20 protein-coding genes are annotated in these 22,766 nt (G+C 66.9%); 8 read left to right on the top strand and 12 right to left on the bottom strand.

The features are described from left to right. Positions 1 to 4 precede the first annotated feature (4 nt). From IFS44_RS01665 to IFS44_RS01635, 7 genes are all read right to left on the bottom strand, one after another. Complete coding sequence (locus tag IFS44_RS01665; RefSeq protein WP_192097254.1) at positions 5 to 1,048, bottom strand: c-type cytochrome; 1,044 nt, start codon at positions 1,046 to 1,048, stop codon at positions 5 to 7. Beyond that, positions 1,045 to 1,665, bottom strand: a complete 621-nt coding sequence (locus IFS44_RS01660) for a cytochrome c oxidase assembly protein (RefSeq protein WP_192097253.1) — start codon at positions 1,663 to 1,665, stop codon at positions 1,045 to 1,047. Before IFS44_RS01660 ends, IFS44_RS01665 begins: the two co-directional genes overlap by 4 nt. Beyond that, positions 1,662 to 2,063 carry a hypothetical protein gene (locus IFS44_RS01655; protein ID WP_042467339.1) on the bottom strand — a complete coding sequence of 134 codons (402 nt, stop codon included), beginning with the start codon at positions 2,061 to 2,063 and terminating at the stop codon, positions 1,662 to 1,664. The genes IFS44_RS01660 and IFS44_RS01655 overlap by 4 nt, the downstream gene beginning before the upstream one ends. Continuing rightward, on the bottom strand, positions 2,060 to 4,606 hold the full coding sequence (gene ctaD, locus IFS44_RS01650) for a cytochrome c oxidase subunit I (RefSeq protein WP_192097252.1): 2,547 nt from the start codon (positions 4,604 to 4,606) through the stop codon (positions 2,060 to 2,062). Before ctaD ends, IFS44_RS01655 begins: the two co-directional genes overlap by 4 nt. Further along, positions 4,603 to 5,571: a cytochrome c oxidase subunit II gene (locus IFS44_RS01645; protein ID WP_192097507.1), complete on the bottom strand. Its 969-nt coding sequence runs from the start codon at positions 5,569 to 5,571 to the stop codon at positions 4,603 to 4,605. Before IFS44_RS01645 ends, ctaD begins: the two co-directional genes overlap by 4 nt. A gap of 121 nt (positions 5,572 to 5,692) precedes the next feature. Then, positions 5,693 to 8,608: a PAS domain-containing protein gene (locus IFS44_RS01640; RefSeq protein WP_192097251.1), complete on the bottom strand. Its 2,916-nt coding sequence runs from the start codon at positions 8,606 to 8,608 to the stop codon at positions 5,693 to 5,695. Positions 8,609 to 8,732: 124 nt separating this feature from the next. Next, positions 8,733 to 9,530 (bottom strand): N-formylglutamate amidohydrolase, encoded by a 798-nt coding sequence (locus tag IFS44_RS01635; RefSeq protein ID WP_192097250.1) that lies wholly within the window; start codon positions 9,528 to 9,530, stop codon positions 8,733 to 8,735. A gap of 16 nt (positions 9,531 to 9,546) precedes the next feature. On the opposite strand from IFS44_RS01635, the gene IFS44_RS01630 reads away from it, so the two are divergent. The 3 genes from IFS44_RS01630 to IFS44_RS01620 all read left to right on the top strand — a co-directional run bounded on the left by IFS44_RS01630 (position 9,547) and on the right by IFS44_RS01620 (position 11,729). Beyond that, positions 9,547 to 10,473, top strand: a complete 927-nt coding sequence (locus IFS44_RS01630; protein WP_056675681.1) for a transglutaminase family protein — start codon at positions 9,547 to 9,549, stop codon at positions 10,471 to 10,473. 13 nt (positions 10,474 to 10,486) lie between these two features. Continuing rightward, a complete protein-coding gene (locus tag IFS44_RS01625) occupies positions 10,487 to 11,302 on the top strand; it encodes a transglutaminase-like domain-containing protein (protein ID WP_192097249.1) in 816 nt (271 codons plus the stop codon). An 88-nt stretch (positions 11,303 to 11,390) separates the two neighbouring features. After that, complete coding sequence (locus IFS44_RS01620) at positions 11,391 to 11,729, top strand: hypothetical protein (RefSeq protein ID WP_042467360.1); 339 nt, start codon at positions 11,391 to 11,393, stop codon at positions 11,727 to 11,729. A 24-nt stretch (positions 11,730 to 11,753) separates the two neighbouring features. Here the strand turns inward: IFS44_RS01620 and IFS44_RS01615 are convergent, their stop codons facing one another. Both IFS44_RS01615 and IFS44_RS01610 read right to left on the bottom strand, forming a co-directional pair. After that, positions 11,754 to 12,488 (bottom strand): Crp/Fnr family transcriptional regulator, encoded by a 735-nt coding sequence (locus IFS44_RS01615; protein ID WP_031395205.1) that lies wholly within the window; start codon positions 12,486 to 12,488, stop codon positions 11,754 to 11,756. Between the two features lie 132 nt (positions 12,489 to 12,620). Further along, on the bottom strand, positions 12,621 to 13,262 hold the full coding sequence (locus IFS44_RS01610) for an arylesterase (RefSeq protein WP_342366303.1): 642 nt from the start codon (positions 13,260 to 13,262) through the stop codon (positions 12,621 to 12,623). A gap of 133 nt (positions 13,263 to 13,395) precedes the next feature. On the opposite strand from IFS44_RS01610, the gene IFS44_RS01605 reads away from it, so the two are divergent. The 5 genes from IFS44_RS01605 to IFS44_RS01585 all read left to right on the top strand — a co-directional run bounded on the left by IFS44_RS01605 (position 13,396) and on the right by IFS44_RS01585 (position 19,153). Then, on the top strand, positions 13,396 to 14,091 hold the full coding sequence (locus IFS44_RS01605; RefSeq protein ID WP_244649808.1) for an ABC transporter ATP-binding protein: 696 nt from the start codon (positions 13,396 to 13,398) through the stop codon (positions 14,089 to 14,091). After that, positions 14,088 to 16,583 carry an ABC transporter permease gene (locus IFS44_RS01600; RefSeq protein ID WP_192097246.1) on the top strand — a complete coding sequence of 832 codons (2,496 nt, stop codon included), beginning with the start codon at positions 14,088 to 14,090 and terminating at the stop codon, positions 16,581 to 16,583. Before IFS44_RS01605 ends, IFS44_RS01600 begins: the two co-directional genes overlap by 4 nt. 85 nt (positions 16,584 to 16,668) lie before the next feature. Continuing rightward, positions 16,669 to 17,874: a YihY/virulence factor BrkB family protein gene (locus IFS44_RS01595; RefSeq protein WP_342366302.1), complete on the top strand. Its 1,206-nt coding sequence runs from the start codon at positions 16,669 to 16,671 to the stop codon at positions 17,872 to 17,874. Then, a complete protein-coding gene (locus IFS44_RS01590) occupies positions 17,855 to 18,241 on the top strand; it encodes a ribonuclease HI family protein (protein WP_183935501.1) in 387 nt (128 codons plus the stop codon). Before IFS44_RS01595 ends, IFS44_RS01590 begins: the two co-directional genes overlap by 20 nt. Positions 18,242 to 18,445: 204 nt before the next feature. Next, positions 18,446 to 19,153, top strand: a complete 708-nt coding sequence (locus IFS44_RS01585; protein WP_192097503.1) for a Crp/Fnr family transcriptional regulator — start codon at positions 18,446 to 18,448, stop codon at positions 19,151 to 19,153. On the opposite strand, the gene IFS44_RS01580 is transcribed toward IFS44_RS01585, so the two are convergent. The 3 genes from IFS44_RS01580 to cysD are packed head-to-tail and all read right to left on the bottom strand — an operon-like array spanning position 19,150 to position 22,753. Next, positions 19,150 to 19,899: a 3'(2'),5'-bisphosphate nucleotidase CysQ gene (locus tag IFS44_RS01580; RefSeq protein ID WP_244180752.1), complete on the bottom strand. Its 750-nt coding sequence runs from the start codon at positions 19,897 to 19,899 to the stop codon at positions 19,150 to 19,152. The genes IFS44_RS01585 and IFS44_RS01580 overlap by 4 nt on opposite strands. Further along, on the bottom strand, positions 19,896 to 21,809 hold the full coding sequence (gene cysN / locus IFS44_RS01575; protein ID WP_192097245.1) for a sulfate adenylyltransferase subunit CysN: 1,914 nt from the start codon (positions 21,807 to 21,809) through the stop codon (positions 19,896 to 19,898). Before cysN ends, IFS44_RS01580 begins: the two co-directional genes overlap by 4 nt. After that, the gene (gene cysD / locus IFS44_RS01570) at positions 21,809 to 22,753 is read right to left on the bottom strand and encodes a sulfate adenylyltransferase subunit CysD (RefSeq protein WP_198526928.1); all 945 of its coding nucleotides are present in this window, start codon (positions 22,751 to 22,753) and stop codon (positions 21,809 to 21,811) included. Before cysD ends, cysN begins: the two co-directional genes overlap by 1 nt. Positions 22,754 to 22,766: the final 13 nt, after the last annotated feature.

The raw sequence follows: 22,766 nt of genomic DNA, 5'->3' as shown, positions 1-22,766 counted from the left end.
CAGCTTATTTGCCGGCGAGATACGCCGCGATCGGGTCGATCATGTCCTCGGGGATGCGGCGCGCGATCACCGGCATCGTCGCCTGCGACTTGCGCGCGTCGACCACCGTCTCGTCGCCCCGCCAGTTGCGCAGACGCTGTGCGATGTAGGTGGCGCTCTGCCCAGCAAGCACCGGATAGGGCTTGCCCGGTGCATGGCAGCTGGCACAGGCGGGAAGCTGCTTGGCAGGCAGGCCCTCGCGGACGATCCGCGCGGCATTCACGCTGCCCGACGCTGTGGTCGTGCCGAGACCCGGCATGGCCGCGAAATGCCGCGCGAGCCGCGTCATCTCTCCGGGCGTCAGCGTCGCGGCGGCGTTGGCCATGACCGCGCTCTGGCGCTTGCCGGTCGCATAGGCCTGGAGTGCGGCACGCAGATAGGCGGGGCTATGACCGCCGAGCACGGGCAGGTCGGGCTGGCCACGGCCTCGGCCATCTGTGCCATGACAGCCGGCGCAGACGGCGATGCGTGCTGCGTCAGGACCGGCGGTGCCGCTGCCGGGGACTTCGGTCAGGGCGCGATAGGTCGCAGGCGACATCTCTGGCAACAGGCGGACGAAGGCGACCATGCGACGAACCTCGTCGTCGCGATCCTTGGCCGCCCAGCCGGGCATGCCGGTATATTTGACGCCGTGCTTGAGGATCCAGAAGATCTGCTTGTCAGTCCATTCGCGCGCATTCACCGCGAGATCGGGGGCGGGGGGCGTCGCCGCCTGCATCACCGGCAACGGACGCACGCCGGGCGCGCCATGGCACGAGGCGCAGCTTGCCCGGAACAGGCCCGCCGCGCTGACGAGGCCTTCATTCGCCTTGGGATCGTCGGGCGCGGTAAAGGCGGCGTGCGTGCGCACTGAATTGCGCATCGTCCAATGAAGGAACCAGTCGGTGATCTTCCAATGACCCGACGAGGCGGCGATGTTGAACACGCCCGACCAGGCGAACAACAGCCCGGCAAGCGCCAGCGCGACGATCGCGGCGATCGCGCGCGCCCAGGTAATGCGGATCGTCATGCCGTCGCGCTCCGTGTCTTCAACACCCCGCCGAGCATCGCGAGCCCGCCGAGGAAATAGCTTGCTGCGCCGACCATCAGCATGACGACGCCGCCGAGCTGCTGATCCTCGAGCGCGTCGAGGCCGTGCGCGGCGGGGTGCATCGCCATCATCGCGTAAAGCGGCCGCGGGGCGAGGCCGACGAGTGCGCCGAGCAGGGTCATGTGCATCGAGGTCAGCAGCATTGCGGCGACGCCCGATACGCGCCGGTCGGTCGCACCGCCGGTGCGCGTGCCGAGCACCGCGCTCCAGAGCAGCAGGCCGACCGCGAGGAAGCTCGCCTGTTCGAGCAGCAGAGCAACCGGCTGCATGTCGACGCGCAGCCGGAGCGCGGGAAGGTGCCAGAGCCACACGACGACCAGCTCGACCAGCGACATGGCCAGCGGAGTGACGATCGCCGGCCAGCGCTCGGCGGGATCGAACCGGCTGCCCGCGATACCATAAGCGAGGAACGGCGCAGCAACCGCGACCGCGATCATGTGGCCGGTCATGTGGCCGACCATGCCGAGCGGCGCGGCGGCGAACGCCCAGCCGATCGGCACCAGCGCGACGCCGAGCGCGAGGCTCGCGCGCCTCATCGGCAATCGCCGAAGACGATCACGGGCAGCGCGGTGAAGATCACCGCGACGAAGCTCAGGCCAGCGAGAAGCCGGGTCGACAGCGCAAGGAAGCGCAGCCGGTCGATCGCGGTCCCCTCGTCATGCGGCGGGGCGTCACCGGGCGTCTGCGACTGGACACGCGCGATATAGCCCGCGGCGAGGATGCCAAGCAGCGCGACGATCGTCGCGATCAGGGTCGCCACGGGAAAGCCCGTCAGCGCCGTCGCCGGCGTGGGGGACTTGGCGCACGTCACCGCGACCCACAGATAGCAGAACAGGAAATGCACGGCCCAGATCGTCGGCGGGACGATCAGCGTCCAAAGCGTGACCTTCAGGTCGCGCGCCCAGTGTTTCCGATTGTCCTTGGGTGTTGTCATGCGACCCCCGGGAACAGGCCGATCGTGCAGAACGTCACGATGCCCGTCAGTGCGAGGAAATGATGGTAGACGGTGATGTTGCGCAGGTCGGCGTCATAGACCGGCGTCATCTTGCCTGCGAGGCTGCGCGCGAGCGTATAGGCCTGCATGATCACGCCGAGCGCGGCGTGCACCGCTGTCCAGATCGCGAGCGTCCAGACGATCGCGGGATAGACGTGCAGCTCGGGGTCCATCCTCGAGTACCACGGCCCGGCGAGCCCGGCGAACAGGCTCGACAGCGTCGCGACGATGCCCAGAACCAGCAGCAGACGGCCCGCGGCGACGTTGCCGCGACGGTGCACCTCGCGCGCGCCGACGGTCGCCGCCCAGCCGGTCAAAGTCAGCGCCAGCGCGACCATCGGCCAGAATACGCCGGGCCCGTCTAGCCCCGCGCCCGTGGGCGGGAAATTGCTATGGATCGTCCAGAAGAAGAAATAGCCGAAGACGAGGCCCGAAAACGCGGTCGCATCCGCCATCATCGTGATGAACATCGCCCACCAGCCCGGCGCCGATGGCCCCGAGGTATAGAGCGGTACCTCGATCCCGTGACCGATATGCTTGGTTGGCTTTTCGGGGATTTCTGCGGTGCCGGTCCACAACCACCACAGCACGCAGGCGAGCGTCGCCACGCCGCTGAGCGCGGACAGGAGATAGAGGTGGTAGGTCGTCAGGATGAAGACGCCTGCCAGTGCGACCGCGGTCATCATCGGCTTCACGCTGGGCGTGCCGAGGCGGATGACCTGCAACGGTCGTGCGTCGAGCACGGTGGTGATGATCGACTCGCGCCGCATCTCCTCCGCGTCGGGTAGGAAGAAGCGGCCCTCGTCGACCTTCTGGACGAAGTTCTTCTGGTCCCAGATCGGATAGCGGCTCTCGATCAGCGGGACCGAGCGGATGCCCCAGTCCTCGTCATCGGGCAGCGCCAGCCATTCGAGCGTGCCCGCATTCCACGGATTGCGCGGCGCCTTGGGGCGGCGCGGCGACAGCGCGAGGTCGATGCACACGATCAGCACGCCGAGCGCGAACATGTAAGAGCCGGCGGTCGAGGCGAGGTTGAGCCCGCCGATGCCGAGTTCCTCGGGGTAAGTGAACACGCGGCGCGGCATGCCGAGCAGGCCCGACAGATGCATCGGGAAGAAGGTCAGATTCATGCCGACGAACATGATCCAGAACGCGGTCCGCCCGAGCCGATCCGACAGCTTCTTGCCGGTGACCAGCGGCCAGTAATAATAGAGCCCGGCGAACAGCGGCAGCAGCGTACCGCCGATCAGCACGTAATGAAGGTGCGCGACGATGAAATAGGTGTCGTGCGCCTGCCAGTCGAAAGGCGCGACCGCGACCATCACGCCGGTCAGACCGCCGATCACGAACACCGCGAGGCTGCCCGATGCATAGAGCAAGGGCGTCGACTTCTTGACGTTGCCCGCCCAGAGCGTCGCGATGAACACGAAGATTTGCACGCCGGTCGGGATCGCAACCGCCTCGGACGCTGCCGCGAAGAAGGCGAGGCTGATCTTTGGCAGCCCGGTCGTGAACATGTGGTGGACCCACAACCCGAAGCTCAGGAACGCGGTGCCGACCGCCGCCAGCACGATCCACGGATAGCCGAGCAGATGCCGCTGCGCGAAGGTCGGGATCAGCATCGCGAACAACGCGATCGACGGCAGGAAGACGATATAGACTTCGGGGTGGCCGAAGATCCAGAACAGGTGCTGCCACAGCAACGGGTCGCCGCCCTTGTCCGCGTTGAAGAACGGCCAGTTGAGCAGCCGCTCCATCTCGAACAGCACGTCGCCTGCGATCAGCGGCGGGAAGGCGAACAGGATCATCACCGCGACGACGAGGATGTACCAGGCGTAGAGCGGCATGAGGTTGAGCCGCATGCCGGGCGGGCGGCATTTGAGCACGCCGACGATCAGTTCGACGGCGGCTGCGACCGACGACACCTCGATGAAGCTGAGGCCGAGCATCCAGATGTCCGCGCCGAGCCCGCTAAGATCGGTCCGCGTCGTCAGCGGCGGATACATGAACCAGCCGCCATCGGGCGCGGCATCGAAGAAGATCGATCCGGAGACGAACACGCCGCCGATCAGGAAGCTCCAATAGCCAAAGCCCGACAGTCGCGGAAACGGCAGATCACGCGCGCCGAGCAGCTGTGGCAGCAGAATGATCGAGACCGCCTCGAACATCGGCACCGCGAACAGGAACATCATCATCGAGCCGTGCAGCGTGAACAGCTGGTTGAACGTGTTCGCGGTGACGAGATCGTTGTTCGGCACCGCCAGCTGCGTGCGCATGATCAGCGCAAGCACGCCTGCGAACAGCATGAAGCCAAACGCGGTCAGCGTGTACCAGACGCCGATCCGGTTGTTGTTGACGTCGGTCCAGCGGAAGAACCAGCCGCTCGGCGGTTTCCAGACCTCGCGCAGGCGATCCTCCTGGCCCTTGCGGACCGCGGGATCGTTCTGATCGGGGGCGACATAGGCCGGACTGTCGGTCGTCATTTCAGCCCCTGAAGATAGCTGGCGATCTGGTCGGCTTCGGCGGCCGACATCTGCGGGAAGGCGGGCATGCGGACGCCGGGCTTGGTCTTGCCGGGCTCACGCACGAACCGCGCGATATTGGCGTGGGTCATCGGCAGGATGCCTGCGGCAAGCGTCGGACGTGATCCGAAATGCGTCAGGTCGGGGCCGATCTTCGCCACCGGACCCACCCCGCGAACGCTGTGGCAGCCGCTGCAGCCATAGCTGGCGAACAACCTCGCGCCGGGCGATGCGGTGACCGTCGCGGGTCGCGCCTGTGCGGCCAGCCAGCGTTCGAATGCGGCAGGCTCCATCGCGACGACGTCGAATGCCATCAGCGCATGCCCCAGCCCGCAGAATTCGGCGCAGACCCCGCGATATGTTCCCGCCTTGGTCGCGCGGACGACCAGGCGGTTGGTGCGGCCGGGGATCATGTCCATCTTGCCGGCAAGCCCCGGCACCCAGAAGCTGTGGATGACGTCGGGGCTGCGCAGCGACAGCTCGACGGTCCGGCCGACGGGGAGGCGAAGTTCATTTGCCGCCTCGACGACCGCGCCGCCGGGAGGAGCATAGCGTACGCGCCACCAGAACTGCTCGCCATCGACGCCGATCCGGAGGTCGGCATCGGCGACCGGGCGGGGGCGCATCGCGGGCAACGCGTAGAGCAGCAGCGCGAGCAACAGGATCGACGGGCCGATCCCGCCAAGCCACAGGACCATCTTCATCCCGCCCTTGTGGGTCAACCGCCCCTCGGGCGCGCGGATCGCGTGCCGCATCAGCAGCGCAAGGCCAAGCGCCAGGACGACCGCGCCGATGACCAGCACGATAGTGATCGACAGCACCTGATCAGCCTGTTCGCCGAACGGAGCCAGCGTCGACTGGTGCCGGTTGCAGGCGCCAAGCGCCGGCAGGCACGCCCAGACGGAAAGTAAACTTGCCTTCCGCATCATCGCCTTAGCTTCCCCTTTGAGCAGATCCTCTAGCTGTGGCCGAAACGGCGTTAAACCCCTTAAATGAACTTTCCGTCATGAACTGGCACAACCTGGGCAGGGGTGGCTTGCATGTGGACTAGGCCAGGCGGATGAGGTCGCGGATACGACCGGCCAAAGCGTCGATCGCGAAGGGTTTCGTCATTACGTGCATGCCGGGATCGAGATGGCCGTTGCCGACCACCGCATTCTCGGCATAGCCCGTGATGAAGAGGATTTTGAGGTCCGGACGGCCAACGCGCGCGGCATCCGCCATCTGCCGCCCGTTCATCCCCCCCGGCAAGCCGACATCCGTGACCAGCAGGTCGATGCGCGTGTCGGACTGGAGGATCTTCAGGCCGGCTGGCCCGTCCGCGGCCTCGATCGCGGCATAGCCCAGTTCCTCGAGCACCTCTACGACCAGCATGCGAACGGTGGGCTCGTCGTCGACGATCAGGACGGTCTCGCCACGGATAGCGCGCGGGACCTCGGCAAAATCGGGCTGCGGTTCGTCCTCGTCCGACGGACCGAAATGCCGTGGCAGATAGATGCAGATATTGCTGCCTTCGCCGACCTCCGAATAGATCCGGACCTGTCCGCCCGACTGGCGCGCAAAGCCGTAGATCATCGACAGGCCGAGCCCCGTGCCCAGACCCAAAGGCTTGGTCGTGAAGAACGGATCAAAGGCCTTGGCGACGACCTCGGGCGGCATGCCGGTGCCGTTGTCGGACACACAGAGCGAGACATATTGACCGGGATCGAGATCGCGGTCGCGACCCATCCGCGCGTCGATCCAGCGATTGGCCGTCTCGATCGTCAGCCGTCCGCCCGTGGGCATCGCATCGCGCGCGTTTATGCACAGGTTGAGGATCGCGTTTTCGAGCTGGTTGGGATCGACGAGCGTCGACCACAGCCCGGCGGAGGCGACCACCTCGACGGCGACGTCGGGCCCGACTGTCCGGCGCACGAGCTCCTCCAGCCCGCCGATCAACCGATTGACGTCGGTCGGCCGGGGATCGAGCGTCTGCCGCCGCGAAAAGGCCAGCAGACGGTGGGTCAGCGCCGCGGCACGCTTGGCGGCACCCTGAGCGGCAAGCGAGTAGCGTTCGACATCGCCCAGCCGTCCCTGTGCGATGCGGATGCCGAGCAGCTCGAGGCTGCCCATGATTCCGGTCAGCAGATTGTTGAAGTCGTGCGCCAGCCCGCCGGTCAGCTGGCCCACGGCTTCCATCTTCTGGCTCTGGCGCAGTGCGGCCTCGACATCCATCAACTCGCGGGTGCGCGCGGCGACCTGATCCTCGAGCGTTTCGGTCCAGGCGAGCAGTTCGGCGGCATGCCGGCGGCCATCGTCGATGTCCGTATTGGTGCCGACCCAGCGCGTGATCTGGCCGCCGATGGTCCGTACCGGCTCCGCGCGAGCAAGAAACCATCGGTAGCCGCCATCAGTACTACGCAACCGGAACTCGGCGGCATAGGTAGTGCCCGTATCGCGTGCGGCCTGCCACGTCGTCGCCGTGGCCTCGCGATCGTCGGCGTGAACCAGTGACAGCCAGGTGCCGGATCCAGTTAGAGCGCCGGGCGAAATACCGGCATAATCATAGACCTGCTGGTTGACCCAGTAGATCTCGCCATCGGGACGCGCCGCCCAGATCAGGCTGGGCACCGCTTGCGCGAAGACGCGGAACTGTTCTTCACTCTCGCGGAGTGCTGCTTCCGCACGCAGCCGCTCGGTCGCCGCACGAACCCGGTCCGCGACCTCGCGCATAAGTTGGAGTTCCTCGTCCGCCCAGACTCGCGGCTGATCGTGATTGGCATAGAGCAGCGCGACGAACGCATCCTGTTCGAGCAACGGCATGTTGACGAACGACCATGCGCTGATCGCCTTCAGGCCGGCAGCACCCGCGGCGGTTCGCGGGTCGCGCTCGACATCGGCGATCACGACCGTGCGCCCTGCCTTCAGATCCTCGATATAGGACCCATAGTCGCGGAACTGCAGCATGCCCGCCAAGGTACGTGTTCCCGGCGCATTCCAGTCCCGCTCGACGGTGATCGTCTCGGCCAGGGTGTCGATCACGCCGTAGCCGACCCGACTGATCTGCAGGGCGTGGCCGAGGATTTCGGCCGCTGCATAGGCGATTGCCGCAGGGTCGGTCAGATCGCGGATCGCGTCGCCGAGCGCCAGCAACGCGGTCTGCCGCACGTCGGCGAGCTTGCGGGCGGTGATTTCGAAGCTGATCCCGGGAAAACGTAGCGCAGTCCCGTCGGCCGCGCGCTCGCAACGGCCCTGCGCGATCACCCAGCGGATCGTCCCGTCGCGCTCGAGCAAGCGATATTCGGCTTCGAAGGGGCCGCCCGATTGGACCGCCGCCTCGATTGCCTGCTTGGTACGCGCGCGGTCGTCCGGATGAATACCTTGAAAGAACGTCGTGATCGGTGCGCCCGCCGCCGCGGCTGCCGGATCCACCCCGTACAGCAGAGCGAACCGGGCATCGGCGGTGACGCGATCCCGGGCGATGTCCCAGTCCCAGGTACCGATCCCGCCGCCGGCCGAAAGCGCCAGCTGCAACCGTTCCTCGGCTTCGCGGGCGAGCGTCTCTGTCCTGTGCCGCTCGGTCACGTCGCTCAGCAGCACGGCGATCCTGGCCGAGGCCGGCTCGCCGATCCGCGCGACCTGTGCATCATAGCGCCGATCGCCCTGCGCCACGCGCGTCTCGAACCGGGTTGCGTGCCCGGTCCGGGCGATCTCGCCGAACGTCCCGATCCAATCGCCATCCAGTGCGGGCTGCAGCGCGTGCCAGGTCTGTCCGACCGGGTCGCGCAAGCCCGTCTGCCGGAGAAATTGCGCGTTCGCCTCGAGGAACCGACAATCGATCACGCGATCGCCGTCAAAGATCAGATCGACCAGCCCGAAGCCGATATCGATCGCGGTGAACACTTCGCGATAGTCGCCTTCGCCGGGACGTGCCGATACGCGCTGACGGTCGTTCCCGGGGACATTGTTCGGACTCGAGGGCATCGAATTTTCTACTCGCAGGAACACCAACTCGGGTCCGGCATACGACCAGCCATGCAGCCGGCGTCACTGGACCCGGGTCGTCAAACGCGAGACAGGCGGTGGTCGATCCCCGGGAAGTTTGGTGTCATGCGGAACGGACGCGCGCGCTGGCGGATGTCAGAGCGGACGCGACCCGTTCCGCCCAGGCGGCACAGCCCTCGGGCGCGCCGATCAGGTCCTGGCGGATCTCGATCTCCGCATAGAGACGCCGTGCCGGATAGGCGTGCCGCGGGATCGTATAATCGATCAGGTCCATCCGATAGGGCTCGTTGTCACCCACCACTAGGTCGGGCTCGCCCCCCAGGACCTCGAGCATCGCGAGGGCAAAGCGCGTGTCGCCGCCATCGTGCAGGATGCCGATATGCCAGGGCCGTATTGCCGCTCCGTCCGCGCCGCGCATCGCCGGGGTGAAGCTGTGCAGCGCAACCAGGATGGTCGGTTGTCCGGCGGCATCCCGGCGTGCGATCTCGGCCGCGATCGCCGCATGATAGGGCGCATGGATCACCGCATATCGCGCGGCTCGATCCGCCTCGCTCAGGTCGCGATTGCCGGGGATCGGCGTGCCGTCGCTGGTCTCGGCGATCGCATCGGGTTGCGTCTCGCTGCGGTTGCAGTCGACGACCAGCCGAGAATAGGTCTGATGGATGAAGACCGCGTCGAGCCGGTTCGCCAGCAACCGTCCGACCTCGCCGACGCCGATGTCCCAGCCGATGTGCCGTTCCAGTTCGGCATCGTCTAGACCGAGCGACCCGAGCGACACGGGCACTGAATTTCCAGCATGATCGCCGATCAGGAGGAACGATGATGCGCCTTTCGGGTTGACGGTGACGGTCGGAGGCCTGTCTCCTGCCGCGATCAGCGGTCCCTCGGTCCGGTTGGTCATGCGATACGGATCCTGAATGCCATTTCTCACACTTTCTCACGTGACGAGATACACTTACCGGCAACCGGTAGCATTTGGCGAGCACCGTATCATGGTCCGTCCGCGCGAAAGCCATGACCAGCAGCTGATTTCGGCCGAGCTGACCATAACCCCCGAACCGTCGGAGGTGCGCTGGCTGCACGACGTGTTCGGCAATTCGGTGGCGATCGCGACATTCGATCGCCGTGCGCGCGAACTCGTGTTCGACAGCCGGGTGCGGCTCGATCACAGCCCCGCCGAACTCGCGACGGTCGATATCGAGCAATACGCACGTTCCTATCCGTTCACCTATTCGTCCGAGGACATGCCCGACCTGTTGCGGTCGATCGAGCGCCAGCATCACGATCCGCACCGCGAGATCGATCGCTGGGCGCGGCGGTTCCTCGATCCCTCGGGGCGGACCGATACGCTGGCGATGCTGTCCGACATGACCGCGGCGATCCGGCGCGACTTCACCTATGTGCCGCGCCCCGAAAAGGGGACGCAGTCGCCGATCGAGACGCTTGCCCGCCGCAAGGGTACTTGCCGCGATTATGCGATGCTGATGATCGAGGCGGCGCGCGCGCTCGGCTTCGCGGCGCGGTTCGTGTCGGGCTATGTCTACAACCCCTCAAGCCGCGAGCAGCGGACGGGGGGCGGCAACACCCATGCCTGGGTCCGCATCTATCTGCCGGGATCGGGTTGGGTCGAGTTCGATCCGACCAACGGCATCATCGGCAGTCGCGGGCTGATCCGCGTCGCGATCGCCCGCGACATCTACCAGGCCGTGCCGATCTCGGGAAGCTGGGCGGGATTCCCCGGCAGTTTCCTCGACATGACCGTCTCGGTCGACATCGCGGTCGACGAGCCGAGCGCCGCCCCTACAGCCACAACCCCGCTCGCGCCGCAGCCGGTCCGGGCATGAGAAAGACGACCGCATGCTGATCCGCGCCGGCTATGATATTCGCTTTGAAGCCGATGTTCCGACGCCGCTGATGGCGATGCTGAGCCTTCACCCGTCGCGCAACCGCGATCTTGTCAAACCGCACCGGATCGTCGCGAGCCCCGACGTCCCGATCTACGATTATCTCGACGCGTTCGGGAATGTCTGCACGCGCATGACCGTCCCCGCCGGCGGCCTGACGCTGTCGTGCGACTTCACGATCGAGGATGACGGGCAGCCCGACCCGGTCGAGCCCGATGCCGTTCAGCATGCCGTCGAGGATCTGCCGGATGAGATCCTCGTCTTCCTGCTCGGCAGCCGCTATTGCGAGACGGACCGGCTGTCCGAAACCGCCTGGTCGCTGTTCGGGCATGTGCCCTCAGGCTGGGCGCGCGTGCAGGCGATCGTGCAGTTCACGCACGACCATATCGAGTTCGGCTATCATCATGCGCGGGCGACCAAGACCGCCTGGGATGCGCATCAGGAACAGCAGGGCGTGTGCCGCGATTTCGCGCATCTAGCGATCACGCTGTGCCGCTGCATGAACATTCCGGCACGTTATTGCACCGGCTATCTCGGCGATATCGGCATTCCCCCGGTCGACGCGCCGATGGATTTCTCGGCCTGGTTCGACGTCTATCTCGGCGGCCGCTGGCACACCTTCGACGCACGACACAACCAGCCGCGGATCGGCCGGATCCTGATGGCGCGCGGCCGCGATGCGACCGATGCCGCGCTCACGACGACGTTCGGGCCAGCGCGGCTCGTGGGCTTCGACGTCCACACCGACAAGGTCGACGCGGCGGCTTGAGCCCGCCGCAGCGTCGGTTTACGCTTGTCACCCCGCCGGCGTTCGTGCGAACGCCGCGACACCATTAAACAATGCTGCGATGCACCATATGCCTGCTTCTTCGACACCCGGTTCCGTCCCGAGCAACGCCAACGCGCTGCTGCTGCAAGCGATCGCGCTGCGCCAGTGCGTGACCGCGGTCTACAACCGGATGCATGTCAAACTCGCGCCGCATATCCTGTTCACGCGCCATGATGACGTGTTCGTCGATGCGGTCACGCTGCAGCGCGACGGACAGCCGCCCAAGGAGATCAAGCTCGGCACGTTCAAGCTCGCCGGGCTGAAGGATATCGTCGTGATAGACGAGGGTTTCCGGCCCGACGCCGTCTTCAACCCGCACGACATCAAATATGAGGGCGTGACGCTCTTCGTCGTCGAGCCGAACTGACCGCCAAACGGACTGGCGCCGTGGTTACGGCGCCGGCGGCAGCCATGCCGTCTCGATCTCGCCGTAGCGGTCGACAAAGCCCGTCCGCCGCATCTGAAGCTCCGGGTCGAGGATCCGGACCCGTCGACCGTTGCGCTCGATCACGCCGTCACGCTCGAGCGCGCGGATCGTCCGGTTGACGTGCACCTTGGTCAAGCCGAGCGCATCCCCAATATCGCTCTGCGTCAGGGGCAGGTCGAACGAATCGATCACGCCACCCGCGGTGACCCGCAGACGCGCCAGGATATCAAGGAGGAGCGTGGTCAGCCGCTCCGCCGCGCCCTTGCGGCCGATCGAAGTGAGCCGGTCGCTCATCGCGACATTCTCGGCCGCGGCGATGGCATAGAGCAGCCCGGCGAGCCGCGGCTGCTGGCGAAAGATCTGGCCCAGATCGGCCTTGGGTAGTTCGGTGACGGTACAGTCCGACACCGCGGTAAGCGTCGCCGAGGCCTGCGACCAGGCGATGCTGGACGTGCCGATCAGGTCGCCGGCATAGTGGAAGCGCAGGATCTGGCGGCCGCCGGCCGCGAGCCTCGCCGCCGAATGCAGCCAGCCATAATGGACGACGAACAGTGCATGGCTCGTCCCGCCCTCGGCCATCAGGATCTCGCCGGGCTTGAGCCGGATCTCGCGTTGCTCGGCGCGCGAGATCGCTGCGCGTTCCTCTTCCGTCAGCGCAAGATGGCGTTCGAGCCGCGCGATCAACCCACTTCGATGCATCGTTCCGCCCCTGCATTCGCCCTTGTCGGCGGCCCCTGTCGGCTGCCCATCTCGGCTGCCCGTTGCGGCCGCCCGTAACCCCATGCTCAACCATGCGGTTCGTCCGGTCGTCAACAGGTCGATTGGTCCGTATCAGCCTTTATCAAGCTGTCCCAGAATGATCGGCGTAAATCGATCGGCGATCCGATCGATGCCGCGTGTGTTCGGATGGACATGGTCGCGCTGCATCAGCGCGGCGTCGCCGATCACGCCATCGAGGATGAACGGATAGAGTCCCGCACCATAGGTCTTGGCAAGATCGGGCCAGATCGTGTCGAACGCTGCCTGATATTCGGGGCCGAGATTGGGGGGCGCCCGCATGCCCGTCAGCACGACCGGGATCTTGCGGCGGCGCGCCTCGTCCATCATCGCGGTCAGGTTGGCGCGGGTCTCGGCGGGCGCGATCTGACGCAGCACGTCGTTGCCACCCAGTCCGAGCAGGATGAGATCGGGTTTGCGGGGCAGGCTGTCGAGCGCGAAGGCGAATCGCTGGCGCCCGGCCGCGCTGGTGTCGCCCGAGACGCCGGCATTGACGATCGTCGCGTTGACGTCCTTGCGGCGGAGCGTCGCCTGCAAAACGTCGGGCAGGCTGTGACCGCGCGCGACGCCGTACCCCGCGTACAGACTGTCGCCAAAGGCCAGGATCAGGCGCTCGCGACCGGCCGGCGCGGGAGGCATCGCGACCGCTGTACCATCGACGGCCGTGTCGCCGCCCGCGCCGCGGGTGGCCGCCACAGGGGCCGGGCTATCCGCCGCCCGATCGCACCCCGCGAGGACCAGCGCTTGGAGAACCGCGGCGACTGCCACATATGAAGGCCTGTATCGCTCCAACGTAAAGTGCTCCATGTCCCGATCAACCTCCGACGATATGGTGATATCGGCCCGCAATGTCACGCTGACGCTCGGCAGTGCGAGTGCAGCGACCGCGATCCTCAAGGGCATCGATCTCGACATTGCGCGGGGCAGCAGCGTGGCGCTGCTCGGGCCCTCAGGGTCGGGCAAATCGTCGCTGATGGCGGTGCTGTCCGGGCTCGAACAGGCGAGCGGCGGAGAGGTCGAGGTGGCGGGACTCGATTTCGGCGCGCTCGACGAGGATGCGCTGGCACGCGCGCGGCGTGGTCGTATCGGCATCGTGCTCCAGGCATTTCATCTGTTGCCGACGATGTCGGCGCTGGAAAACGTCGCCGTCCCGATGGAGCTTGCCGGCATGGCCGATGCGTTCGCACGCGCCGCCGATGAGCTGGAGGCGGTCGGGCTTGGCCACCGAACCGGGCATTATCCGACCCAGCTGTCGGGCGGGGAGCAGCAGCGTGTCGCGATCGCCCGCGCGCTGGGACCGCGGCCGGACCTCGTCTTCGCGGACGAGCCGACGGGCAACCTCGATGCCGCGACGGGTGCGGCGGTGATGGACCTGCTGTTCGACCGACGCGCGGCGACGGGCGCGACGCTGATCATCATCACGCATGATCCGGTCCTTGCGGCGCGGTGCGATCGGGTCGTCGAGCTTGGTGACGGGCGTATCGTCCGCGACCAGTTGCGGTCCGTGACGGGCGCGGGGGCATGACCGACTGGCGGCTCGCCTGGCGTCTGGCCAGGCGCGAGCTCAACCTCCGGTTTCGCGGCCTGCGACTGCTGCTGGCCTGTCTGTTCCTGGGGGTCGGCGCGCTGGCGGCGATCGGCAGCCTGACCCGCGCGATCGACGGCGAACTGGCAAGTCGCGGCAGCACGATCCTGGGTGGCGACGTCGAATTCGCCACGTCGCAACGCGCTGCGACACTCGAGGAGCGCCGCGCGATGGCCGCGCTCGGCACCGTATCGGAGACGGTGCGCATGCAGGCGACGGCGGTTCGCGGTGCGGCCAGCGTGCCGATCGAACTGAAGGGCGTCGATCGGTCCTATCCATTGTACGGCACGGTCCGGTTTGCCGATGGGGGCGCAGCGGAGCCGCGCGACTCGGGGATCTGGATCGCGCCCGCGCTCGCCGACCGGCTGGGCGTCGGCCGCGGCGCCCGGATCCGGCTGGGTACGGCCGAGTTCGTGGTCGACCATGTCCTCGCCGAGGAGCCTGACCGGCTGGGCGAAGGCTTTACGCTGGGGCCCGTCGCGATCGTTTCGCAGCCCGGGATTGCGCGGACCGGCCTGATCCAGCCCGGCAGCCTTTACGAGACCAAATATCGCGTCCGCCTCACGTCGGGACTCGCGCCAACGCGCGCGGTCGACCGGATCAAGGCGGCATTCCCGTCCGCGGGCTGGGAAAGCAAGACCCGCGACCGTGCAGCGCCCGGTGCCGAGCGCTTCGTCCAGCGGATGGGCCAGTTCCTGTTGCTCGTCGGACTCTCCGCGCTCGTCATCGCCGGTATCGGGGTCGGGAATGGGGTCTCGTCCTATCTCGCCGCACGGCGGCAGAGCATCGCCGCGCTCAAGGTGCTTGGTGCGACGTCCGGGATGATCGCCCGGGTATACCTGATCCAGATCGTCGTTGTCGCCGGGATCGGCATTCTAGCCGGTTTGATCGCCGGCGCCGCGGCGGTGCCGTTGATCGTCGCGCTCGCGGGCGACGTGCTGCCGGTCGCGCCGAGCTTTGCAGTGCAGCCCGTGCCGCTGCTGCTCGCCGCCGCCTATGGCATGGTGATCGCGCTGGCGTTTACCGCGCCAGCACTGGTCGAAGCCGGAAGCGTGCCGGCGGTCGTGCTGTTGCGTGGCAATGCCGGCCAGCGGCGCGTACCGTTGCACCGGACGCTGCCCTGGGTCGCCGGTGGCGGGCTTGCGCTCGTTGCGCTCGCACTGCTGACCGCGGAACAGCCTGGGCTCAGCGCGGGGTTCCTTGCGGCGGTCGCGGCCGTGCTGCTCCTCCTTGCCGGGTTCGGCTGGGTCATCCGGATCGCGGCTGCGCGATTGCCGCGGGCGCGCCAGCCGCTGCTCAGGCTTGCGGTTGCAGCACTGCACCGTCCTGGCGCTCGCACCGGCACGCTGGTGGTCGCCCTCGGCCTCGGGCTGACGCTGTTCGTCCTGCTTGCTGCGATCCGGACGAGCATCGACGCGAATATCGCGCGGACCGTTCCGCAGCGCGCGCCCGCCTTGTTCGCGCTCGACGTTCCGCCGCAGCGCGAAGCCGAATTCCGCCGGACGGTCGCTGAGGCCGCGCGCAAGCCGGTCGTGACCACCGTGCCCGCGATGCGCGGCACGATCACGGGCTATGCAACGACGCGTGTCGCCGATCTAAAGACCTTGCCGGAAGGCGCCTGGGCGCTGCGTGGCGAACGTGGCCTGACCTATGCCGAGACGCTGCCGGACGGCAGCCAGATCACCGCCGGGCGCTGGTGGCCGCGCGGCTATGCCGGGCCGCCGCTGGTGTCGATCGACGAGCGGCTGGCCAAGGCGCTGGCTCTGAAGATCGGCGATCCGATCCAGTACAGCCTGCTGGGTGTCGAACGGAGCGCGCGGATCGCCTCGTTCCGGCGGATCAGTTGGGATACGCTCGGCTTCAACTTCGTCATGGTCTTTTCCCCCAACGCGATCGCCGACGCGCCGCATAATCTGGCGGCGACGATCGATCTCGACCGTGGCGAGGAGGGGGCGGTGATGCGCGCGCTGCTGCCGCGGTTTCCGTCTGTTTCGGTGATCGAGGTCCGCGACGTTCTGGGGCAACTGCGAACGATCGTGGGGCAGATGGCGACCGCGATCACCGCGGCGGCGTCGGTCGCGATCCTCGCCGGCATCGCTGTGCTGATCGGCGCAATCGCCGCGGCGCGTGAAGCGCGGACCTATGACGGGGTGATCCTGCGCACGCTCGGCGCGACTCGCCTCCAGGTGCTCGGCGTCCAGGCACTCGAATATGCGTTTCTGACGGTGATCCTGTCCGCGGTGGCGCTGCTGCTGGGGCTGGGGGGGGCGTGGTATGTCGTCACGCAGGTCTTCGCGTTCACATGGCTGCCGAGCTATCCGGCGGTGTTCGCGACGCTGATCGTAGGTGCGGGGCTGACGATGGCGATCGGGCTGATCGGGGCGTGGCCGATCCTCAGCGCCAGGCCAGCCCGGGCGTTGCGCGATCTCTGACCTGTTCCGGCCGCGGCACGAAATGGCGGCCGCGGCGTTTGCATGGGGTCGGGACGGCGCGATGGGCGGCCAAGGGGATTTTTGAGTGAGCAATGCAGTGGCAAACGGCGACGCGCCCGTCGACGCGACGAGCCCGTGGTCGATGTCGATGGCCACCTGGTGGTCGGTGCTGAAGCGCAGCTGGGCGGAAGCCAGCGACGACAATATCGGCCTGATCGCCGCGGGCACCGCCTTTTACGCATTCGCGGCGATCGTGCCGCTGCTCGCCTCGATCGTGCTGATCTACGGGCTGGTCGCGGACACGGCGACCGTCGTCGCCAATATCCGCGGTCTGTTCCAGGTGCTGCCGGCCGATGCCGCCAAGGTCATCGGCGATCAGCTCGCCACCGTGGTCGGGACGTCCGAGGGCAAGAAGGGGTTTGGCCTGATCCTAGCACTGGCACTTGCACTCTATGGTGCGTCGAAGGGGGCATCGTCGATCGTCACGGCGCTCAACATCGCCTATGAGGAACGCGAGACCCGCGGGTTCTTCGCGCTGTACATTCTCGCATTCTCTATCACCGCGGGCGCGGTGGTTCTGGCGCTGACCGCCGCGCTGTCGACCGCGGCCTTCGCATTGCTCGACAGCATGATTCCGGGGGCGCCAGATTTCGTCCTGACGCTGCTGCGGCTTACCAGCTATGCGGTGCTGGCAACGCTCGCCGTCACAGCAGCGGCGTGCCTGTACCGTTTCGGGCCGAACCGCGCGCATGCCAAATGGGCGTGGCTGACCCCGGGGTCGCTTGCAGCGACGCTGATCTGGCTCGCCGCGACAGTCGGCTTCGGTTTCTACGTCGCCAATTTCGGGAATTACGGCGCGACCTACGGCTCGCTGAGCGCGGTGGTCGTGCTGCTGACCTGGCTGTGGCTGTCCGCCTATGTCTTCCTGCTCGGCGCCGAGCTCAACGCGGAGCTCGAGCATCGCACCACCCGCGATACGACCACCGGGCCCGAACGTCCGGCCGGTGCGCGCGGCGCTGCCGTTGCCGATGCGACCGTGACGACGCCCCCGCCATCACACACGCCCGATATGCCAGAACCGGGCCGTGGCGTGCGAACCGCGCAGACCGCGGCCGCATCGCGGGCCGCGCGCGCGCCGATGCCGTCGGTTCTGCTCGCGGTCGGCGGGCTCGGTGCGCTGCGTCGAGGGTCCGGCAAGGCAGGCATGATCCTGCTGGTCGTCGGCGGAGCGCTCGCCTGGGCGGGTCGGACCTCCCCGGACGGTGACGACGATGTCCAGCGTTCCGCTTAAACTATTCTTCGACGGCGGCTGTCGTCCGAATCCGGGGCGCATCGAGATCGGGGTAGTCGTTCGCGGCGTGACCCATATCCTGGACGATTGCGGTCACGGCACCAACAGCGATGCGGAATGGCTAGCGGCGATCCATGCGCTGCGAGTTGCCCGCGAGCTGGGCGCGGTCTCGGTCGATCTGCGCGGGGACTCCGCGCTGGTGGTGGGGCAGGCGCGTGGTACCGCGCGCTGTCGATCGGCTGAGCTTCGCGCGCACCGCGACGCCTTTCAGACGCTCGCGGCGACGTTCGAGACGGTGAAGATCCGCCATGTCGGCCGGTCCCACAACCTCGCCGGGATTGCGCTGGCCCGCCTGCATCCGCGCTGAGCGCTAGGCCCTCCAACCGGCCCCCAATTCACGGTGCTGGTCGTGGCGCTCCAGCCTGCTATAGCGCTACCATCGCTGGCCCGTTCCTGACCGCCGACGACAGAGAGATGCGCGCGCTCCCGTCACACCGACTGGAGAACTGCGTTGGCCATCACTCCATCGTCCCCGACCCCCGCAAAGACTGCAACATCGCCCCTCGCGCTGATGATCCGGAAGCTCGAGACCCATGCGACGCTTGACCGACGTGATCGCGAGGCGATCCAGGCCCTGCCGCACCATGTCCGCACGTTCGATGCATCCGCCTATCTCGTCCGCGAGGGCGACAGTCTCCAGCATTGCTCGGTGCTAGTCTCGGGCTATGCGTTTCGCCAGAAGGTCACCGGCGACGGGTTGCGGCAGATCGTGTCGCTGCACATTCCCGGCGAGCCGCTCGATCTCCAGCATCTGTTTCTCGATCTCGCGGACCACAACGTCCAGACGCTGACGCGTGCCGAGGTGGCGATCATTCCGCGCGCGGCGCTGCAGGAACTCGCCTTGTCGCATCCTGCGATCGGTCACGCGCTGTTCGTCAACACGCTGGTCGAGGGATCGATCTTCCGCGAATGGGCGCTGAACGTCGGGCGGCGCGACGCCCGGACCCGGCTGGCGCATTTCCTGTGTGAAGTCGCAGCGCGGCTCGACGCGCAGGGTCTCGACGGGGTCAGGGGCTATGAGCTGCCGATGTCACAGGAACAGATCGGTGATGCGCTCGGGCTGACCGCGGTCCATGTCAACCGGACGATGAAGCTACTCGAAAGCGAGGGACTGATCGTCCGCACAAAGCGACGGATCGACATACCAAGCTGGACCGCGTTGCGCGAGGTCGCGGACTTTTCGAGCCGCTATCTCCACCTGCGAACGAAGGCCGGCTAGTCGCGCGCGGCAGCCAAGGCCTCAAGAATCGACGCCGCGAGTTCGGGACGGCAGATCAGCAGATCGGGGAGCAGCGGATCGACGCAGTTGTAGACCAGCGGGCTGCCGTCGATCCGCGACGCATGCAGTCCCGCGGCGATCGCAACCGCAGCCGGGGCGCAATTATCCCATTCATACTGGCCGCCGTCATGAAGATAGGCGTCGGCACGGCCATCGACGACAGCCATCGCCTTGGCACCCGCCGATCCCATCGGGACCATCGTCGCCCCCATCGCGACACCGACGCGACGGGCGATGTCCGGCGCACGCGAGCGGCTGACGACGATCCGCAGCGGTTCGCCTGGGGGCGCCCAGGGCCGTGCCGGATCGTCGGTCGCGAAGACCGCGTCGCGCGCAGGCACCGCAACCGCACCGACGCGCGGGACGCCATCGATCGCGAGGCCGATATGCACCGCCCAGTCGTCGAGGCCCTCGGCATATTCGCGTGTGCCGTCGAGCGGGTCGACGATCCAGACGCGCTGCGCTGCACAGCGGCTGCGATCGTCGAGCGATTCTTCGGACAGGATGAAATCGTCCGGTCGTTCGGCGCGCAGCCGGTCGATGATCAGCATATTGGCCTCGCGGTCGCCCGCCGCCCCCATCGCCGCCCCCGCGATCGTCCCTCGCGCCCGGATTTCCTGCAGGAGCGCGCCTGCCTCTAGCGCCACCGAGCGCGCGAGTCCGGCATCAGTCAGGTCGGTCGTCACAGGTCGTAGCTCCAGACGCCGATGACATGTTCGACGATGCGCTCGGCTGCGGCCTCCGGGCTCTCGCGGGTCGTATCGATGCGGATGTCGGGAGACTGCGGCGCCTCGTACGGGCTCGATATACCGGTGAAGTCTGCGATCTCGCCCGCGCGTGCCTTGGCGTAGAGCCCCTTGACGTCGCGTGCCTCGGCCGAGGCGAGCGGAGTGTCGACGAAGATTTCGACGAACTCGCCCGGCGCGACCATCGAACGCACCATGTCCCGCTCCGCGCGGAACGGCGAGATGAACGCGGTCAGCACGATCAGCCCGGCATCCGCCATCAGCCGTGCGACCTCGCCGATCCGGCGGATATTCTCGATCCGCCCGGCTTCGGTGAAATCGAGGTCGCGGTTGAGCCCGTGACGGATATTGTCGCCGTCGAGCAGGAAGCTGTGCCGGCCGAGCGCGAACAGCTTCTTCTCGACCAGGTTCGCGATCGTCGACTTGCCCGAGCCCGACAGGCCGGTGAACCAGAGTATCCTGGGCGACTGACCCTTTTGCGCGGCATGCGCCTCGCGCGTGACGTCGATCGATTGCCAGTGGACGTTCTGCGCACGGCGCAGCGCCGATCCGATCATTCCCGCCGCGACGGTCGCGTTGGTCGCGCGGTCGATCAGGATGAAGCCGCCGAGATCGGCACCGTCGGCATAAGGCTCGAACACGATCGCGCGATCGGCATAGACCTCCGCGACCCCGATATCGTTGAGCGCGAGCGTCGAGGCGGACAATTCGGCCTGCGTGTTCACGTCGACGACATGACGCGGCGGCTGGACCGTCGCCCCGACGACCTGGGTGCCGAGCTTCAGCTGATAGCCACGGCCCGGTACGAGCGGCGTGTCGGACATCCAGACGATGGTCGCGAGGAACTGGTCGGCGGCCTCGGGCGGCGCATCGGCGGCGGCGATCACGTCGCCGCGCGAGCAATCGACCTCGTCGGCGAGCACGATCGTCACGGACTGGCCGGCGACCGCCTCGGTCAGGTCACCGCCGAGCGCGACGATCCGGGCGACGGTCGTCGTCTTTCCCGACGGGACGACGCGGACGCTGTCGCCGGGGCGCACAATGCCGCTGGCGATCATGCCGGCAAACCCGCGGAATTCGAGATCGGGGCGATTCACCCATTGCACAGGCAGCCTGAACGGCTGTGCCTGGCGCGCGTCGACGTCGATCGGCACGGTCTCGAGATGCGCGAGCAGCGGCAGACCGGTGTACCAGGGCATCGTCGCCGCCTGGGTCGCGACGTTTTCGCCGGTCAGTCCCGACAACGGGATCGCGGTGAAGCGGTCGATACCGATCGACGCGGCAAAGGTCCGGTATTCCTCGACGATCGCGTCGAACCGCGCCTCGTCATGGCCGACCAGATCCATCTTGTTCACCGCGAGCACGATCTCGCGAATGCCGACAAGGTGCGCCAGATAGCTGTGACGGCGGGTCTGGGTCAGCACGCCCTTGCGCGCGTCGATCAGGATGACGGCCAGGTCTGCGGTCGACGCGCCGGTGACCATGTTGCGCGTATATTGCTCGTGCCCCGGCGTGTCCGCGACGATGAACTTCCGCTTTTCGGTCGAGAAAAAGCGATAGGCGACGTCGATCGTGATGCCTTGTTCGCGCTCCGCGGCAAGACCGTCGACCAGCAGCGCAAAGTCGATATTCTGGCCCTGCGTGCCGACCCGGCGGCTGTCCGCCTCGAGTGCTGCGAGCTGATCCTCAAAGATCGTCTTCGAATCATACAGCAGCCGGCCGATCAGCGTCGACTTGCCGTCATCGACCGAGCCGCAGGTGATGAAGCGGAGCATCGACTTGTTCGCATGCGTATCGAGATAGGCGTCGATATCCGACGCGATCAGCGCCTCGGGCGTATAGGCGGACATCAGAAATACCCCTCGCGCTTCTTCTTCTCCATGCTCGCCGCCTGATCATGATCGATCGCGCGGCCCTGACGCTCGCTGGTCGTCGTCAGCAGCATTTCCTGGATGACGTCGGGCAGCGTCGCCGCCTCGCTTTCGACCGCGCCGGTTAGCGGGTAGCAGCCGAGCGTCCGGAAGCGGATCGACCGATCGACCGCGACTTCGCCTTCGCGAAAACGGAACCGTTCGTCATCGACCATCAGCAGCATCCCGTCGCGCTCAACGGTCGGCCGCGGCGCGGCGAAGTAGAGCGGGACGATCTCGATCCCTTCGGCCAGGATATATTGCCAGATGTCGAGTTCGGTCCAGTTGGACAGCGGGAAGACGCGGATGCTCTCGCCCTTCGCGATCCGCGTATTGTACAGACGCCAGAGCTCTGGGCGCTGCGCTTTCGGGTCCCATCCATGGCTTGCCGAGCGGAAGCTGAAGATGCGCTCCTTGGCGCGGCTCTTCTCCTCGTCGCGCCGCGCGCCGCCGAACGCCGCATCATAGCCGCCCGCAGTCAGCGCCTGCTTCAGCCCGTCGGTCTTCCACATGTCGGTGTGGCGGCTGCCATGGTCGAACGGATTGATCCCGAGCGCTTTCGCCTCGGGATTGGTGTGGACGATCAGTTCCATCCCGGCTTCCGCTGCAGCACGATCGCGCAGGTCGTACATCGCGCGGAATTTCCACGTCGTGTCGACATGCAGCAGCGGGAAGGGCGGACGCGCGGGGAAGAACGCCTTCTTCGCCAGATGCAGCATCACGGCGGAATCCTTGCCGACCGAATAGAGCATCACCGGGCGCTCGGCCTCGGCGACGACTTCGCGCAGGATGTGGATGCTCTCGGCTTCGAGGCGTTGCAGATGTGTGAGCCCGGTCATTGCGTTCCCAGATAGGCCCGCGGACGCGGTGTGCGACGAACTTATACTGTTGGCCGCA

This window comes from Sphingomonas sp. CFBP 13706 (assembly GCF_014842355.1).
Taxonomy (GTDB): domain Bacteria; phylum Pseudomonadota; class Alphaproteobacteria; order Sphingomonadales; family Sphingomonadaceae; genus Sphingomonas; species Sphingomonas aerolata.
Note: the sequence above shows the minus strand (reverse complement) of the source record. Positions and strands in the feature narration are given on the sequence as shown.